This window comes from Achromobacter sp. ISS7 (assembly GCF_056523125.1).
In genome coordinates this window covers 5,032,844-5,046,586 of record NZ_JAWRZD010000001.1, presented here as the reverse complement: position 1 = coordinate 5,046,586, position 13,743 = coordinate 5,032,844, and the positions used below count along the sequence as shown (strand labels likewise).

Here is a 13,743-nt window from a genome sequence, read left to right as displayed (position 1 = left end):
GACGCACGCCTGAGGCATCCGTCTAAGGCATCCGGCCGCGCCGGCCTCAGACCGACGCGCTATCGTATTGACAGACGGTATAGAGCGGCGTGCCGGTGGCCGCGATCTTGGCGGACCCGCCGAGTTCGGGCAGGTCGATGATGGCGGCGGCCTCGACCACGTTCGCGCCCAGGCGCTGCAGCAGCTTGATGGCCGCCAGCATCGTGCCGCCCGTGGCGATCAGGTCATCCACCAGCAGGACGCGCTGGCCGGTACGCACGGAATCGGTGTGCATCTCGACGGCCGCGTTGCCGTATTCGAGCGAGTATTCCTCTGCCACGGTGCGGTACGGCAGCTTGCCCTTCTTGCGCACCGGCACGAAACCCAGGTTGAGCTCATAGGCCAGCACGCTGCCGATGATGAAGCCGCGCGCATCCACGCCGGCCACCAGGTCCAGGCGCTGGCGCATGTAGCGGTAGACGAAAAGGTCGATCAGCACCCGGAACGCACGCGGGTCCTGCAGCACCGGCGTGATGTCTCGAAAGATGACACCGGGTTGGGGCCAGTCAGGCACGCTGCGGATGGTGCGCCGGATGTACTCGGCGTTGTCGGTCTGCATGGAAGCTGGCCCTGGAGAATTGAAGCAAGGCGAACTATAACCGCGCAACCGCGCTTAAGCCAGGACCGCCACCGGTGTTGACATGTCATGCAACTGTCCGCCGCGCAATGTGCAACAGCGGTCCACGGCGCCGGGCGGCAAAACGGCATGCGTGGCCAGCACGACGGTGCGTCCCCGCACCGCCTGGCCCAGGTCGGCGAAGAATGCCGTCTCGGCCGCCGCGTCCAGTCCGGCCGTCGGTTCGTCCAGCACGATGACATCGGCCGGCGACAACAACGCCCGCGCCAGGCACAGTCGCCGCGCCTGGCCGGCGGACAGCAGCGAGCCGGTTTCACCGGCCCAGGTATCGAGCCCATCGGGCAGGCCGCGCACGAACTTCCCCAGGCGGGCGGCGTCCAGCGCGCGCCACAACTCCGCGTCGCCGGCCTGCGGATCGCCGATCAGCAAATTGGTGCGCAACGTGCCCAGGAACACCGGCGCGTCCTGCGACAGCAGCGCGATGCGCCGATGCCAGTCCGCCTGCGCGCAGGCGCGGGCATCGACACCGGCGTAGCGCACCTGGCCGCCCAGCGGATCTTCCAGGCGCAACAGCAGATGCAGCAGCGTGGACTTGCCGGCGCCGCTCTCTCCCAGGATGGCGACCCGCTCCCCCGGCTCGACCCGCAGTTGCACGTTGCGCAGCAGCGGCGCGGGCGTCTCGCCGGCCCGCGCAGGATAGGCGAAGGACACATCGACCAGTTCCAGCGCGCCACGCGTCGGCAACGGACTGGGCACGGCGGGATCGCGCATGTCGGGCTCGCGCTGCGCCACGTCGCGGATGCGCGCGGCGGCCGACAGCGCCGACCCCATGCGCGAGGCGCCGCGCATGATCGGACCGGCCACCTCGAAGATGCCGATCACGGCCAGCAGCAGGCCCACCAGCAATGGCCCCTGCAACGCGCCCGCTTCGTAGCGCGCCAGGCCGAACCACAGCAGCGCCAGCGCCGACAGCCCGGCCGCCGCCTGCAGGAACCATTGCCCCCGCGCCGCGACCCGGGCCTGGCTGCCGCGTGCCCGCGCGCTGGCTTCGCACAATTGTTCGAAATGCGCCTGGGTCTGCGACTGCGCATGCAGCGCGACCATGTCGGCGTGGCCATCGACCGCGTCGAGCACGGCGGCGCGCAGTCCCGCCGCGCTTTCCTGCGCGGCCTCGCCAGGCTTGCGCGCGGCGCGCAGCAGCCACAACGGCACCACGGCACAGACCACCAGCAGCGCCAGCGCGAACACCAGGGCCGCCGCCGGCACCCAATACCCCAGCACCGCGGTCAAGGCCGCGCCGGCCAGGATGGCCGTCGCCAGCGGCGCCAGCACGAACAGGAACACCGTGTCGAGCGCATCGACGTCGCCCGTCATGCGCGCCACCAGGTCGCCGCTGCGGTATCGCGCCAGCTGGCGCGGCGTCAGGCGGATCAGCGCCGTGAAGACCGCCGCGCGCAGGTCGGCCAGCAGGCGCAACGTGGCGGCATGCCCGACCACCCGGTCGGCATAGCGCGACACGATCCGCAGGAACGACAGGCCGCGCACCAGCGCGGACGGCGCGAACAGATTGAAAGCGCCGCCGGCGCCGGCCAACGCCGCGCCGGTCAGGAACCAGCCCGACACGCCCAGCAGGCCCACGCCCGCGGCCACCGTCGCCAGCGCGCAGAACAGCGCAAGCAGCAGCCCGGCCTTGCGGCGCGCGTACAGGGGCAGGAGCAACAACAGGTTCTTCATGCGTCTTTCACTTTTGTATCGGCGACGCGCAGCACCCGCTCGAAACGCGCCGCGACCGCGGGCGAATGGGTGGCGAGCAGCAGCGTGCGGCCGGCGGCGAATGCCAGGATCTCGTCCAGCACCCGCGCCTGCGTGGCCTCGTCCAGGTGCGCCGTGGGTTCATCCAGCAGGATCAGCCCGGGATCGCGCAGGAACAGGCGCGCCAGCGCGACGCGTTGCGCCTGGCCGCCCGACAGGCCATGGCCGCGGCTGCCCAGCGGCGTATCCAGCCCGTGCGGCAACCCGGCGGCGAATTCGAGCACGCAGGCGCGGCGGGCCGCGTCGCGCACCATCGCATCGGAGGCATCGGGGCGTCCCAGGCGGATGTTGTCCGCGATCGACCCCGCCAGCAATTGCGGCTTCTGCCCGATCAGCGCCACCCGCGCGCGCAGGTCGGCCTCACCCCACTGATCCAGCGGCACGCCGTCGATGCGGATGTCGCCATCGCCCGGGCGCAGGCGCGCGATGGCCTCGATCAGGGTGGACTTGCCGATGCCGCTCGGGCCCATCAAGGCCGCGTGCTCGCCCGGGGCCAGCGTCAACGCCGCCGCGGACAGCACCGGCAACGGTCGCCCGGGCGCCGTCATGGTCAACCCGGTCACGGCCAGGCCGGCGGCGCCCGAGAGCGGCGCCAGCGGCGCATCCTGGCGTGGCTCGACGATTTCCGCCTGCGGCAGGCCGTCGAACAGCGTGGCGATCTGCGACACCGCGGCCAGCGCCGTGGCGCGGTCGTGGTAGTGCGCGGCGAACTGGCGCAGCGGCGCGTAGACCTCGGGCGCCATCAGCAGACAGAACAGGCCCGCCTGCAGCGTGAACGGCGACCAGCGCAGGTCCAGGAACCCCAGGTAGCTCAGGCCGATGTAGACGGCCACGCCCGCCACGCCCAGCGCGGCGAAGAACTCCAGCACCGCCGACGACAGGAAAGCGATGCGCAGCACGGACAAGGTGCGCTGGCGCAGCGCGTCGCTGGCCGCGGCGACGGAAGCGGCCTCGGCTTCGGCGCGGCCATACAGCTTCAGGGTGGACAGGCCGCGCAGGCGGTCGGCGAAAAAACCCGACAGCCGCGCGAAGGCCCGCAGGTGACGCCGGCTGGCGCCTTGCGCGCCCCAGCCGACCAGCGCCATGAACAGCGGAATCAGCGGCGCGGTGATCAGCAGCACCAGCCCCGCGATCACATCCACCGGCAGCAGCAGCACGGCAAACGCCACCGGCAGCAGCGCCGCCGCGGCCATGGCCGGCAGATACTTGGAAAAGAAGCCATCGAGCGCCTCGACCTGGTCGACCAGCGCACTGGCGATTTCGCCCGAGGCCTGGCGGCGGCTCCAGTCGGGCCCCTTGCGCAGCAGGCGCGCGAACAGCGCCTGGCGCACGTGGCGCTTGATGCGCTCGGCGGCATCGGCCCCGGCGCGCTCGCCTGCCCACGTGATGCAGGCGCGCGCCAGCATCAACGCGGCGATGGCCAGGATCTGGCCAAGCAGTTCCAGGCGCGGCGCCTGTCGCACGATGGCGGCATCCAGCACGCTGGCCAGCAGCCAGGCCTGGACCACCAGCAGCGCGCCCGACACCAGCGGCGCCGCGCCCGCCAGGATGAGAGGCAGCCGGGCCGCCCCGGCCAGCGCCATCAGCCAGCGCGATTGCTCGCGCGGCGGCTTGCGCAGGGTGGCCGAGGGGTCATGCTCGAGGCTGCTGGCGGGACCGCTCACTCGTCGTCACGGCTGGCGCGCGGGTCATGCGAGTGACCTTCGCGCAGCTCGAACCACATTGCATTGAGGATGGCGAACGCACACGCCAGTCCCAGACCGAGTACCCATGAGAAATACCACATGGTAAGGCTCCTTAGATCAGTACGAGTTGGGCGTGTCGCCCACGGATTCGTGCGTCACCTTGCCGCGCATGACGCGGTACACCCAGGCGGTGTAGAGCGTGACGATCGGCAGGAAGATGACCACGGCGATCACCATGATCCACAGGGTCATGTGGCTGGACGAGGCGTCCCACACCGTCAGGCCGGCCTTGGGGTTGGTCGACGACGGCATCAGGAACGGGAACAGCGAGAAGCCGACCGTCAGGATGACGCCGGCGATCGACACCGCCGACGCCAGGAACGACAGCACGTTGGCGCGCAGCGTCAACAGCAGCAGCACCAGCACGGCGCCCGCCACGCCCAGCGCGGGCGCGATCCACATCAGCGGCCACTTGGCGTAGTTGGCCATCCAGGCGCCAGCCTGCACCGCGACCGTCTTGAGCATGGGATCCGACGGACCCTGCATGTCGACGGCGCTGGTGATGGCATGGCCGCCAAGCGCCTGCACCCAGAAGCCCCCCGCGACGAACAGCACCAGTGTCAGCAGCGCCAGCAGACGGCCCCAGTTGCGGGCCCGCGACGAGATCGGATCCTCGGTGCGCCACGCCAGCAGCACGGCGCCGTGCATCGCCAGCATCACCACGCTCAGCACGCCGCACAGCAGCGCGAACGGCGTGAACAGCTGGTAGAAGTGGCCCTCGTACACCATGCGCAGCGCGTTCTCGTCGAACGTGAACGGCACGCCCAGGATGATGTTGCCCACGGCCACGCCGAACACCAGCGAGGCCACCACGCCCGAGAAGCACAGCACGCCGTCCCAGCTGTTGCGCCAGCGCGTGCCTTCCATCTTGCTGCGGTACTTGAACCCGACCGGACGCAGGATCAGCGCGATCAGCGCCAGCATCATCGCCAGGTAGAAGCCCGAGAACGAGGCGGCATACAACAGCGGCCAGGCGGCGAAGATGGCGCCGCCCGCGGTGATCAGCCACACCTGGTTGCCTTCCCACACGGGGCCGACCACGTTGATCACCACGCGGCGTTCGGCGTCGGTCTTGGCGACCACCGGCAGCAATGCGGCCACGCCCAGGTCGAAGCCGTCCATCACGGCAAAGCCGATCAGCAGCGCGCCCAGCAGCACCCACCAGACCACCCGCAAGGTGGCGTAGTCGAAAGGAATAAGGGTATCCATTGCTTCTCTCCCTTAAGCGCGCACGGCGGCGTGGACGGGGTCGGCGGCGGCGCTGGCCGGGGCCGGCGCGTCGGACTTCGGGCCCTTGCGCACGGCGTGCAGCATGACCTTGACGCCGATGATCAGCAGCGCGGTGTACAGCACCAGGAAGATCGTCAGGCTGATCGCCAGATCGGCGATGGTCAGGCCGGACGCCGCGTAGTACGTCGGCAGCACGCCTTCGATCACCCACGGCTGGCGGCCATACTCGGCCACGAACCAGCCGCTCTCGATCGCGATCCAGGGCATCGGCAGGCTCCACAGCGCCACCTTCAGCAAGCCGCGGCGGCTGTCGAGACGGCCGCGCGAGGCCAGCCAGAACGCCACGCCGAAGAACAGGATCAGGTACATGCCCACGGCCACCATGACGCGGAACGCCCAGAACAGCGGCGCCACGTTCGGCACGGTATCCACCGCGGCCTTCTTGATGTCCTCTTCGGTGACCTTGCTCATGTCGGTCTGGTAGCGCTTGACCAGCAGCGCGTAGCCCAGATCAGGCCAGGTCCGGTCGAACACCATGCGGGCGTCGACGTCCTTGGGATTGGCGCGGATCTTCTGCAGGGCGTCGTACGCCACCATGCCGTCGCGGATGCGATTCTCGGCGCGCAGGATCAGGTCGTTGATGCCCAGCAGCGGCGTCGTCAGCGAACGCGTGCCGATGATGCCCATGACGTAGGGAATCTCGATGGCGAAGTCGTTCTTGCGTTCGGCCTGGTTGGGCAGCGCGATCAGGTTGAAGGACGCGGGCGCCGGCTCGGTGTGCCACATGGATTCCATGGCCGCGATCTTCATCTTCTGGTGTTCGGTGGTGAGGTAGCCGCTTTCGTCGCCCAGCACCACCACCGACAGCGCCGACGCCAGGCCGAAGCTGGCGGCGACCGCCATCGAGCGCTTGGCCAGGTCGGTGTGGCGGCCCTTGAGCAGGTACCACGCGCTGATCGACATGACGAACATGGCGCCGGCCACGTAGCCCGCGCTGACCGTGTGCACGAACTTGGCCTGCGCCACCGGGTTGAAGATGACCGCGGCGAAGTCGGTCATTTCCATGCGCATGGTGTCGGGGTTGAACACCGCGCCCACCGGGTTCTGCATCCAGCCGTTGGCGATCAGGATCCAGAGCGCCGAGAAGTTGGTGCCGAACGCCACCAGCCAGGTCACCACCAGGTGGCTGACCTTGGACATGCGGTTCCAGCCGAAGAAGAACAGGCCGACGAAGGTGGCTTCCAGGAAGAAGGCCATCAGCCCTTCGAGCGCCAGCGGCGCGCCGAAGATGTCGCCCACATAGTGGCTGTAGTACGACCAGTTCATGCCGAACTGGAACTCCATGACCACGCCCGTGGCCACGCCCAGCGCGAAGTTGATGCCGAACAGGGTGCCCCAGAACATCGTCATCCGCTTCCAGATGGGGCGGCCAGTCATGACGTACACGCTTTCCATGATGGCCAGGATGAACGACAGGCCGAGCGTGAGAGGGACGAACAGGAAGTGGTACAGCGCGGTCGCGGCAAACTGGAATCGCGACAGGTTGACGACGTCGAGATCAATCATTGGGGCGCTCCCATGCAGGTGAGTAGCCACAGCAACCGGCATGGTTCCCAGGCCGTCTCTCGCGCCATGATAAGGGCGTTGTATACAGCTTCATAGAGGTTTCCTGAAAAAATCGGGGCGGATCAGCGATCAGCCTTTGCCCCGCAACTTGCCGGCGAAGCCCAGCACTTTCTGCACCTTCGAACCCAGCTTCATCAGGTTCTGCAGTGTCTCCGGCGGCAGACGTTGAACCTCATCGAACCATCCGGTGGACAGTTCGATGAGCTCCAGCATTTCGGTCATGCGTTGCTGCGCGTAGGCGCCATCGGGCCCGGCCGGCGGCTCGAGCAGGGTGTCGCGCAACAAAGTCAGGGTGGGGTCGATTTCGCGCTTGCGCTTCTCTTCCATCAGGATGCGGAAGATCTCCCAGACGTCCTTGGGCGTCTCGAAGTAGTCGCGGCGGTCGCCGACCTGGTGCACCAGCTTCACCAGGCGCCAGGACTGCAGCTCCTTCAGGCCCAGGCTGACGTTCGAACGGGAAAAGCCCAGCGTTTCGGCGATGTCGTCGGCATGCAGGGGCTGGGGCGACAGGAACAGCAAGGCGTAGATCTGGCCGACGGTGCGGTTCACGCCCCAACGGCTGCCCATTTCGCCGAAGTGCAGGACGAAACGTTCGTTTTGAGGGGTAAGCACCATGATCCATCCAGGCCAGCAATTGCAACGACGGCAAACATAAATAGTTACGCCGTTTTCAGAAATTCCTGAAATTATCGAACAAACTGTGCGAAAACACAAACCACACCGATAGCAGGGGTATAGCCGCAAGGGATGACAATTCTGTCGCTCCGCCCCCGAAATCAGTCGCAATCTGTTGTGGCCGCACGACGAAAAAAAGCCACCCGCCGATCGGCGGGTGGCTGGGAAACAACGGGAAAATCCGGGCGCCGCCCCTGGCGCGCCCGGGCGGACTGGCGGGTCAGCCGGCCTTGACGGTCACGGCGGCGGACACGCGCTTGGCCTTGGCGCGCGCGGCGGCCACGTCCTCGGCGACCGCCAGGCCCACGCCCATGCGGCGCTTGACGAAGGATTCGGGCTTGCCGAACAGGCGGATGTCGGTGCCCGGCTCGGCCAGCGCCTGGGCGACGTTATGGAACGACACGGCCTTGGCCTCGACCCCGCCATAGATGACGCTGCTGGCGCCGGGCTGGCGCAGCGAGGTGTCCACCGGCAGGCCCAGCAGGGCGCGGGCGTGCAGCTCGAATTCGTTCTGGGCCTGGGTGATCATGGTCACCATGCCGGTGTCGTGCGGGCGCGGGCTGACCTCGGAGAACCAGACCTGGTCGCCGGCCACGAACAGCTCGACGCCGAAAATGCCCAGGCCGCCCAGCTCGGCCGTCACGGCCAGGGCGATCTCGCGGGCGCGCTCCAGGGCGGCGGGCGACATGGGATGGGGCTGCCAGCTCTCGACGTAGTCGCCATCGACCTGCTTGTGGCCGATCGGCTCGCAGTAGCGGGTCTCGACCTGGCCATCGGCGCCACGGGCCCGGACGGTCAGCAGCGTGATTTCGTAGTCGAAGCGGATGAAACCCTCGACGATGGCGCGCCCGCCACCCACCCGGCCGCCTTCCTGGGCGTAGCGCCAGGCGGAGCCCAGGTCGTCGGCGCCCTTGATCACGGACTGGCCCTTGCCCGACGAGGACATGACCGGTTTGATGACGCAGGGATAGCCAATGCCGCCGTCGATGGCCTGGCGCAGTTCGTCTTCGGTATCGACGAAGGCGTAGGGCGAGGTGGGCAGGCCCAGGGTCTCGGCCGCCAGGCGGCGGATGCCCTCGCGGTTCATGGTCAGCTGCGCCGCGCGGGCGGTCGGGGTGACCCGCGCCACGCCGGCCGCTTCCAGGTCCACCAGCAAATTGGTGGCAATGGCCTCGATTTCGGGGACAATAACGTGCGGTTGCTCTTGCCGGATGATTTTTTCCAGGGCTTGCGGGTCCGTCATCGACACCACGTGGGCGCGATGCGCCACCTGGTGGCCCGGCGCGTCGGCATACCGGTCCACCGCAATGACTTCCACGCCCAGCCGCTGCAGGGCGATGATGACCTCTTTGCCCAATTCGCCCGAACCGAGCAGCATGACTCGGGTGGCCAGGGGGGACAGGGGCGTGCCAAGGACGGGGCTGGGAATGCTGGACATGAGCGGGCCTGGAAAGGAAAGATTGATAGCCGGATAAAAGAGTCGCCAGGATGCCATACCCCCCTCCCAGGGGCAAACCCGCAACCTGATATTAAAATCCCCTGATGACCGACCATCCCACCACAACGTCCGAGACCGCGCTGGCATCTGCGCGCAGGACGCTGCAAATCGAAAGCCAGGGCATCCTGGACCTGTCCGCGCGGCTGGACGACAGCTTCGCGCGGGTCGTCGCCATGCTGCTGGCCTGCCGTGGGCGCGTGGTCGTCAGCGGCATCGGCAAGACCGGCCACATCGCCCGCAAGATCGCCGCGACGCTGGCCTCGACCGGCACGCCCGCCTTCTTCGTGCACGCCGCCGAGGCCGTGCACGGCGACCTGGGCATGATCACCCGCGACGACGTCCTGATCGCCATTTCGTACTCCGGCACCGGCCAGGAACTGCTGACCATCCTGCCGGTGGCCCGCCGCATGGGCGCCGGCCTGGTCGCCATCACCGGCAACCCGCAATCCGAACTGGCCCTGCTGGCCGACGTCCACCTGGACGCCAGCGTGGCCCAGGAAGCCTGCCCGCTGAACCTGGCGCCCACCGCCAGCACCACCACGGCCCTGGCCCTGGGCGATGCGCTGGCCGTGGCCTGTCTGGAGGCGCGCGGGTTCGGGCCGCAGGATTTCGCCCGCTCGCATCCAGGCGGCGCGCTCGGCCGCCGCCTGCTGACCCACGTGCGCAACGTCATGCGCCAGGGCGACGCCCTGCCCGTCGTGGCGCAGGGCACGCCGGTCTCGCAGGCGCTCGAGGTCATGTCCGCCAAGGGCATGGGCATGACCGTGGTGAGCGACGCGCAGCACCGCCCGGTGGGCATCTTCACCGACGGCGACCTGCGCCGCCTGATCGCGCGCCACGGCGACATCCGCAGCCTGACGGTCGAGGCCGGCATGACGCGCTCGCCGCGCAGCATCAACCCGGACGCGCTGGCCGTCGAGGCCGCGCGCCAGATGGACGAACTGCGGCTCAATCACATGCTGGTGCTGGACGCCGATGGCGCCCTGCTCGGCGCCCTGCACATGCACGACCTGATGGCCGCCAAAGTGGTATGACTATGACTCTCCCCCCCTCGATCACCCACCCCGCAGAAGCCCTGGTCCTGGCCCGTATCGCGCCGGCCGTGCGCGAACGCGCCGCCGCCGTGCGCCTGATGGTCTTCGACGTGGACGGCGTACTGACCGACGGCGGCCTGTATTACGGCGAGACCGGCGAAGTCCAGAAGCGCTTCAACGCCCTGGATGGCCATGGCCTGCGCCTGCTGATGGAAGGCGGGCTGAAGGTGGCCCTGATGACCGGCCGCTCCGGCCCGATCGTGGCGCGCCGCGCCGCCGAGCTGGGCATTTCCGAGATCATGCAGGGCGTGCGCGACAAGGGCGCCGCGCTGGCCGAACTTGCGCAGCGCAGCGCGGTCCAACTGAACCAGACCGGCTACATGGGCGATGACATCATCGACCTACCGGCCATGCAACGCGCCGGTTTCGCCGCCAGCGTGCCGAATGCCCCGGGCTACGTCAGCCAGGCGGCCCACTGGATCGCCACGCAACCGGGCGGCAACGGCGCGGTGCGCGAATGCTGCGACCTGCTGCTGGCCTCCCAGGGCCGGCTGGGCGGCTTCCTGGCGGCGCCGGGGCTGCTCGGTCCTGGCGCCATCCAGTAAACGCGCCCCCAATCACGCCCTTCAGACCTGATGAAAGATCGTTTCCCTTCCCTGATCGCGCTGTTCCTGCTGCTGGTGCTCGTCGCCAGCACGTATTGGGCCGCCGACTACGCGCAACGGGCCATCCAGACGGACCCGCCGCGCCGCGTCACGCACGAAATGGACGCCTGGTCGCGTAATTTCGTGATGCTGCGCACCGACCCCACCGGCCGCCCCATCAATCGGCTGGAGGGCGATTACGCCGAGCATTTCCCGGACGACGATTCGTATCACATCACCCAGCCGCGGGCCATCGGCCAGCGCGAAGCCAACCCGATCACCGTGGGCGTGTCCAAGACGGCCGTCATGGAACAGGGCGGCAAGCGCATCGTCATGAACGGCGACGCGCACGTGCACCGCCAGCCGGACGCCAACAACGACGTCCTGGACGTGCGCAGCCAGCAACTGATCCTGCTGCCCGACGACGACGTGGTCTACACCGACCTGCCGGCCGAGGTCATCAAGGGACGCTCGCGCATGAACGGCAAGGGCATGCACTACAACAACAAGACACGCCAACTGCAGGTATCGGCTTCCACCGACGTGGAAATCGCCGGCTCGGAAAACAAATCGCGCCGCCCGGCCGAGACGCCTGCCAACACCACTGACCAGAAGAAACCATGACCGACTTCCGGATTCGCATTGCCCCCACCACGCGCCTGCTGGGCGCGATGCTGCTGATGGCAGCGGCGGCAGCGCCGGCGCTCGCGGCCGACCCCAAGCCGGCCGCCGCCGGCTCGAGCAAGGCCGCCCCCGCCGAAGAGCCCACCACCACGATCCTGTCGGACACGCTGCACTACGACGACGTGAAGAAGCAGAGCGTGTTCACCGGCAACGTCAACATGGTGCGCGGCCTGATGACGCTCACCTCCGACACCCTGGAAATGCGCGAGGACGCCGCCGGCAACCAGTACGGCACCGCCACCGCGAACAAGGGCAAGGTCGTCACCATCCGCCAGGAACGTCCCGAGACCTTCGAACTGATCGAGGGCAAGGGCTTGCGCGCCGAATACGACGGCACCAAGAGCACCTTCGACCTGATCGGCCAGGCCGTGGTGGTGCGCTATGTCTGTGGCAAACCGTTTGACACGATTCGCGGCGACCGGGTGCGCTACAACGAGAAGAGCGGCACCTACGAAGCCCAGGGCGGCCCGAACTCCTCGGCCGCCGGCGGCCGGGTCCGCTCCGTGGCCGAACCGCGCGCCAAGTCGGACGCCGCGGTGGCCGAGTGCCGCAAGCAGCAGGAATCGAAGAAGGGGCGCTGAAGCGCCTCCCACGTCACCCATACGCAGCCACGATGAACCAACCTTCAGTGCAGACTCCCGTGACCTCCGCCCCTTCGGGCGTCAAGCAGGGCAGCCTGCGCGCAACCGGCTTGCGCAAGACCTACAACGGCCGCACGGTGGTGCAGGACGTGTCCCTGTCCGTCTCCAGCGGCGAAGTGGTCGGCCTGCTCGGCCCCAACGGCGCCGGCAAGACCACCAGCTTCTACATGATCGTGGGCCTGGTGCCGGCCGACGCCGGCCGCATCGAGATCGACGGCTCGATCATCACCGCGATGCCGATCCACAAGCGCGCCCGCATGGGGCTGTCGTACCTGCCCCAGGACGCTTCGGTGTTCCGCCGCCTGACGGTCGAACAGAACATCCGCGCGGTGCTGGAACTGCAGATCGGGCCGGACGGCCGCACGCTGTCCACCCCCAAGATCAACGAGCAGATGGAACTGCTGCTCGAAGAACTGCAGATCGGCCATATCCGCAGCAACGCCGCCATCTCGCTGTCGGGCGGTGAACGCCGCCGCGTCGAAATCGCGCGCGCGCTGGCCACCAGCCCGCGCTTCATCCTGCTGGACGAACCGTTCGCCGGCGTGGACCCCATCGCCGTGATCGAGATCCAGCGCATCGTGCGCTTCCTGAAGGGCCGCGGCATCGGCGTGCTGATCACCGACCACAACGTGCGCGAAACGCTGGGCATCTGCGACCGCGCCTACATCATCAGCGAAGGCAAGGTACTGACCGACGGTCATCCCGACGAAATCGTCGGCGATCCGGCCGTGCGCCGCGTCTACCTGGGCGAACACTTCCGCATGTAACACCCCCGGCTAGGGGAAAATCCCAGGGCCCCCACGCGGGCCCGGGCATGCCCCTGGGCGGTCGCCATGAAAATGCCATGAACTTGCGCTAGGTCAGCTTGTTTTATCGGCCCGAGTCTATACACTAGTATCAAACGAACCCCTCAAACAAGGAGAACGCCTAACGACCCCACCGCGCCTTCCGCGCACCATTTTTTCCTCTTTTAGAAGGAGAGCACACTATGAACCTGAGCATCTGCGGTCGTCACCTCGACGTCACCCCGGCCATCCGGGAATATGTCATGAACAAACTGGCGCGAGTGCTGCGGCATTTCGATCACGTCATCGATACCCAGGTCATGCTCTCAGTAGAGCCCCTGCGGCACAGAGCCGAAATCACCATGCGTCTTAGTGGCAAGGACATTCATTGTGAAGCAACCGATGAAAATCTCTACGCCGCGATCGACCTTCTTGCTGACAAAGTCGACCGTCAGGTCATCAAGCACAAGGACAAGGTACGAAGTCACACGGCAGAGTCCGTGAAGCGGCAAGCGGCGAATCTTTCGCCAACCCAGTAACACCGCGCTTCATGACCCGCTCGCCGTGCGAGCCAAGCTAAACAGCGATTCTTGAATCCTGCCTAAGTCCCGGTGTCCCGCTAGACGTTTCGTCCAGCCGGGGCATCGGCAAACTCCCTCCCCCGCTTTCTTTGTCCCCCATTCCCCGGCACACGCCCGCGGATCGCATTTCCTCCCCCTGAATACCTGCTCGAGGCAGCCACGCCATACCATG

At 67.7% G+C, this 13,743-nt stretch carries 14 protein-coding genes; 6 read left to right on the top strand and 8 right to left on the bottom strand.

Annotation, left to right across the window (positions count from 1 at the left end; translation table 11 throughout):
• Positions 1-46: 46 nt before the first annotated feature.
• The 8 genes from AC1HFW_RS22920 to purT all read right to left on the bottom strand — a co-directional run bounded on the left by AC1HFW_RS22920 (position 47) and on the right by purT (position 9,142).
• Positions 47-598, bottom strand: a complete 552-nt coding sequence (locus tag AC1HFW_RS22920; RefSeq protein WP_006391794.1) for an adenine phosphoribosyltransferase — start codon at positions 596-598, stop codon at positions 47-49.
• Positions 599-652: 54 nt separating this feature from the next.
• A complete protein-coding gene (gene cydC, locus AC1HFW_RS22915) occupies positions 653-2,350 on the bottom strand; it encodes a thiol reductant ABC exporter subunit CydC (protein ID WP_479285291.1) in 1,698 nt (565 codons plus the stop codon).
• Positions 2,347-4,092, bottom strand: coding sequence for a thiol reductant ABC exporter subunit CydD (gene cydD / locus AC1HFW_RS22910; protein ID WP_479285290.1), 1,746 nt, complete (start codon positions 4,090-4,092; stop codon positions 2,347-2,349). Before cydD ends, cydC begins: the two co-directional genes overlap by 4 nt.
• Complete coding sequence (cydX, locus tag AC1HFW_RS22905; protein WP_006389893.1) at positions 4,089-4,214, bottom strand: cytochrome bd-I oxidase subunit CydX; 126 nt, start codon at positions 4,212-4,214, stop codon at positions 4,089-4,091. The genes cydD and cydX overlap by 4 nt, the downstream gene beginning before the upstream one ends.
• 16 nt (positions 4,215-4,230) lie before the next feature.
• Positions 4,231-5,382 carry a cytochrome d ubiquinol oxidase subunit II gene (cydB, locus tag AC1HFW_RS22900; RefSeq protein WP_479285289.1) on the bottom strand — a complete coding sequence of 384 codons (1,152 nt, stop codon included), beginning with the start codon at positions 5,380-5,382 and terminating at the stop codon, positions 4,231-4,233.
• 12 nt (positions 5,383-5,394) lie between these two features.
• Entirely contained in the window at positions 5,395-6,969 is a 1,575-nt protein-coding gene (locus AC1HFW_RS22895; RefSeq protein WP_006391798.1) for a cytochrome ubiquinol oxidase subunit I, read from the bottom strand.
• Between the two features lie 129 nt (positions 6,970-7,098).
• A complete protein-coding gene (locus AC1HFW_RS22890) occupies positions 7,099-7,644 on the bottom strand; it encodes a GbsR/MarR family transcriptional regulator (RefSeq protein WP_006391799.1) in 546 nt (181 codons plus the stop codon).
• Between the two features lie 280 nt (positions 7,645-7,924).
• Complete coding sequence (purT, locus tag AC1HFW_RS22885) at positions 7,925-9,142, bottom strand: formate-dependent phosphoribosylglycinamide formyltransferase (RefSeq protein WP_116522263.1); 1,218 nt, start codon at positions 9,140-9,142, stop codon at positions 7,925-7,927.
• A gap of 104 nt (positions 9,143-9,246) precedes the next feature.
• On the opposite strand from purT, the gene AC1HFW_RS22880 reads away from it, so the two are divergent.
• From AC1HFW_RS22880 to hpf, 6 genes are all read left to right on the top strand, one after another.
• Positions 9,247-10,236 carry a KpsF/GutQ family sugar-phosphate isomerase gene (locus tag AC1HFW_RS22880; RefSeq protein WP_241067922.1) on the top strand — a complete coding sequence of 330 codons (990 nt, stop codon included), beginning with the start codon at positions 9,247-9,249 and terminating at the stop codon, positions 10,234-10,236.
• Positions 10,233-10,841, top strand: a complete 609-nt coding sequence (locus AC1HFW_RS22875; protein WP_081105125.1) for a KdsC family phosphatase — start codon at positions 10,233-10,235, stop codon at positions 10,839-10,841. The genes AC1HFW_RS22880 and AC1HFW_RS22875 overlap by 4 nt, the downstream gene beginning before the upstream one ends.
• A gap of 30 nt (positions 10,842-10,871) precedes the next feature.
• Positions 10,872-11,504, top strand: a complete 633-nt coding sequence (lptC, locus tag AC1HFW_RS22870) for an LPS export ABC transporter periplasmic protein LptC (RefSeq protein ID WP_006391803.1) — start codon at positions 10,872-10,874, stop codon at positions 11,502-11,504.
• Positions 11,501-12,145 carry a lipopolysaccharide transport periplasmic protein LptA gene (lptA, locus tag AC1HFW_RS22865; RefSeq protein ID WP_006391804.1) on the top strand — a complete coding sequence of 215 codons (645 nt, stop codon included), beginning with the start codon at positions 11,501-11,503 and terminating at the stop codon, positions 12,143-12,145. Before lptC ends, lptA begins: the two co-directional genes overlap by 4 nt.
• 32 nt (positions 12,146-12,177) lie before the next feature.
• Positions 12,178-12,972, top strand: coding sequence for an LPS export ABC transporter ATP-binding protein (gene lptB, locus AC1HFW_RS22860; protein WP_035359683.1), 795 nt, complete (start codon positions 12,178-12,180; stop codon positions 12,970-12,972).
• Positions 12,973-13,193: 221 nt separating this feature from the next.
• Positions 13,194-13,529 (top strand): ribosome hibernation-promoting factor, HPF/YfiA family, encoded by a 336-nt coding sequence (hpf, locus tag AC1HFW_RS22855; protein ID WP_006391806.1) that lies wholly within the window; start codon positions 13,194-13,196, stop codon positions 13,527-13,529.
• The last annotated feature ends 214 nt before the right edge of the window (positions 13,530-13,743 follow it).

Bases quoted from the DNA above. Each gene is read 5' to 3' on its own strand.
- cydX (WP_006389893.1), bottom strand. From the start codon at position 4,214: ATGTGGTATTTCTCATGGGTACTCGGTCTGGGACTGGCGTGTGCGTTC.
- hpf (WP_006391806.1), top strand. From the start codon at position 13,194: ATGAACCTGAGCATCTGCGGTCGTCACCTCGACGTCACCCCGGCCATC.
- AC1HFW_RS22890 (WP_006391799.1), bottom strand. From the start codon at position 7,644: ATGGTGCTTACCCCTCAAAACGAACGTTTCGTCCTGCACTTCGGCGAA.
- AC1HFW_RS22875 (WP_081105125.1), top strand. From the start codon at position 10,233: ATGACTATGACTCTCCCCCCCTCGATCACCCACCCCGCAGAAGCCCTG.
- cydB (WP_479285289.1), bottom strand. From the start codon at position 5,382: ATGGATACCCTTATTCCTTTCGACTACGCCACCTTGCGGGTGGTCTGG.
- cydC (WP_479285291.1), bottom strand. From the start codon at position 2,350: ATGAAGAACCTGTTGTTGCTCCTGCCCCTGTACGCGCGCCGCAAGGCC.
- AC1HFW_RS22920 (WP_006391794.1), bottom strand. From the start codon at position 598: ATGCAGACCGACAACGCCGAGTACATCCGGCGCACCATCCGCAGCGTG.
- purT (WP_116522263.1), bottom strand. From the start codon at position 9,142: ATGTCCAGCATTCCCAGCCCCGTCCTTGGCACGCCCCTGTCCCCCCTG.
- lptC (WP_006391803.1), top strand. From the start codon at position 10,872: ATGAAAGATCGTTTCCCTTCCCTGATCGCGCTGTTCCTGCTGCTGGTG.
- AC1HFW_RS22895 (WP_006391798.1), bottom strand. From the start codon at position 6,969: ATGATTGATCTCGACGTCGTCAACCTGTCGCGATTCCAGTTTGCCGCG.
- AC1HFW_RS22880 (WP_241067922.1), top strand. From the start codon at position 9,247: ATGACCGACCATCCCACCACAACGTCCGAGACCGCGCTGGCATCTGCG.
- lptA (WP_006391804.1), top strand. From the start codon at position 11,501: ATGACCGACTTCCGGATTCGCATTGCCCCCACCACGCGCCTGCTGGGC.
- lptB (WP_035359683.1), top strand. From the start codon at position 12,178: ATGAACCAACCTTCAGTGCAGACTCCCGTGACCTCCGCCCCTTCGGGC.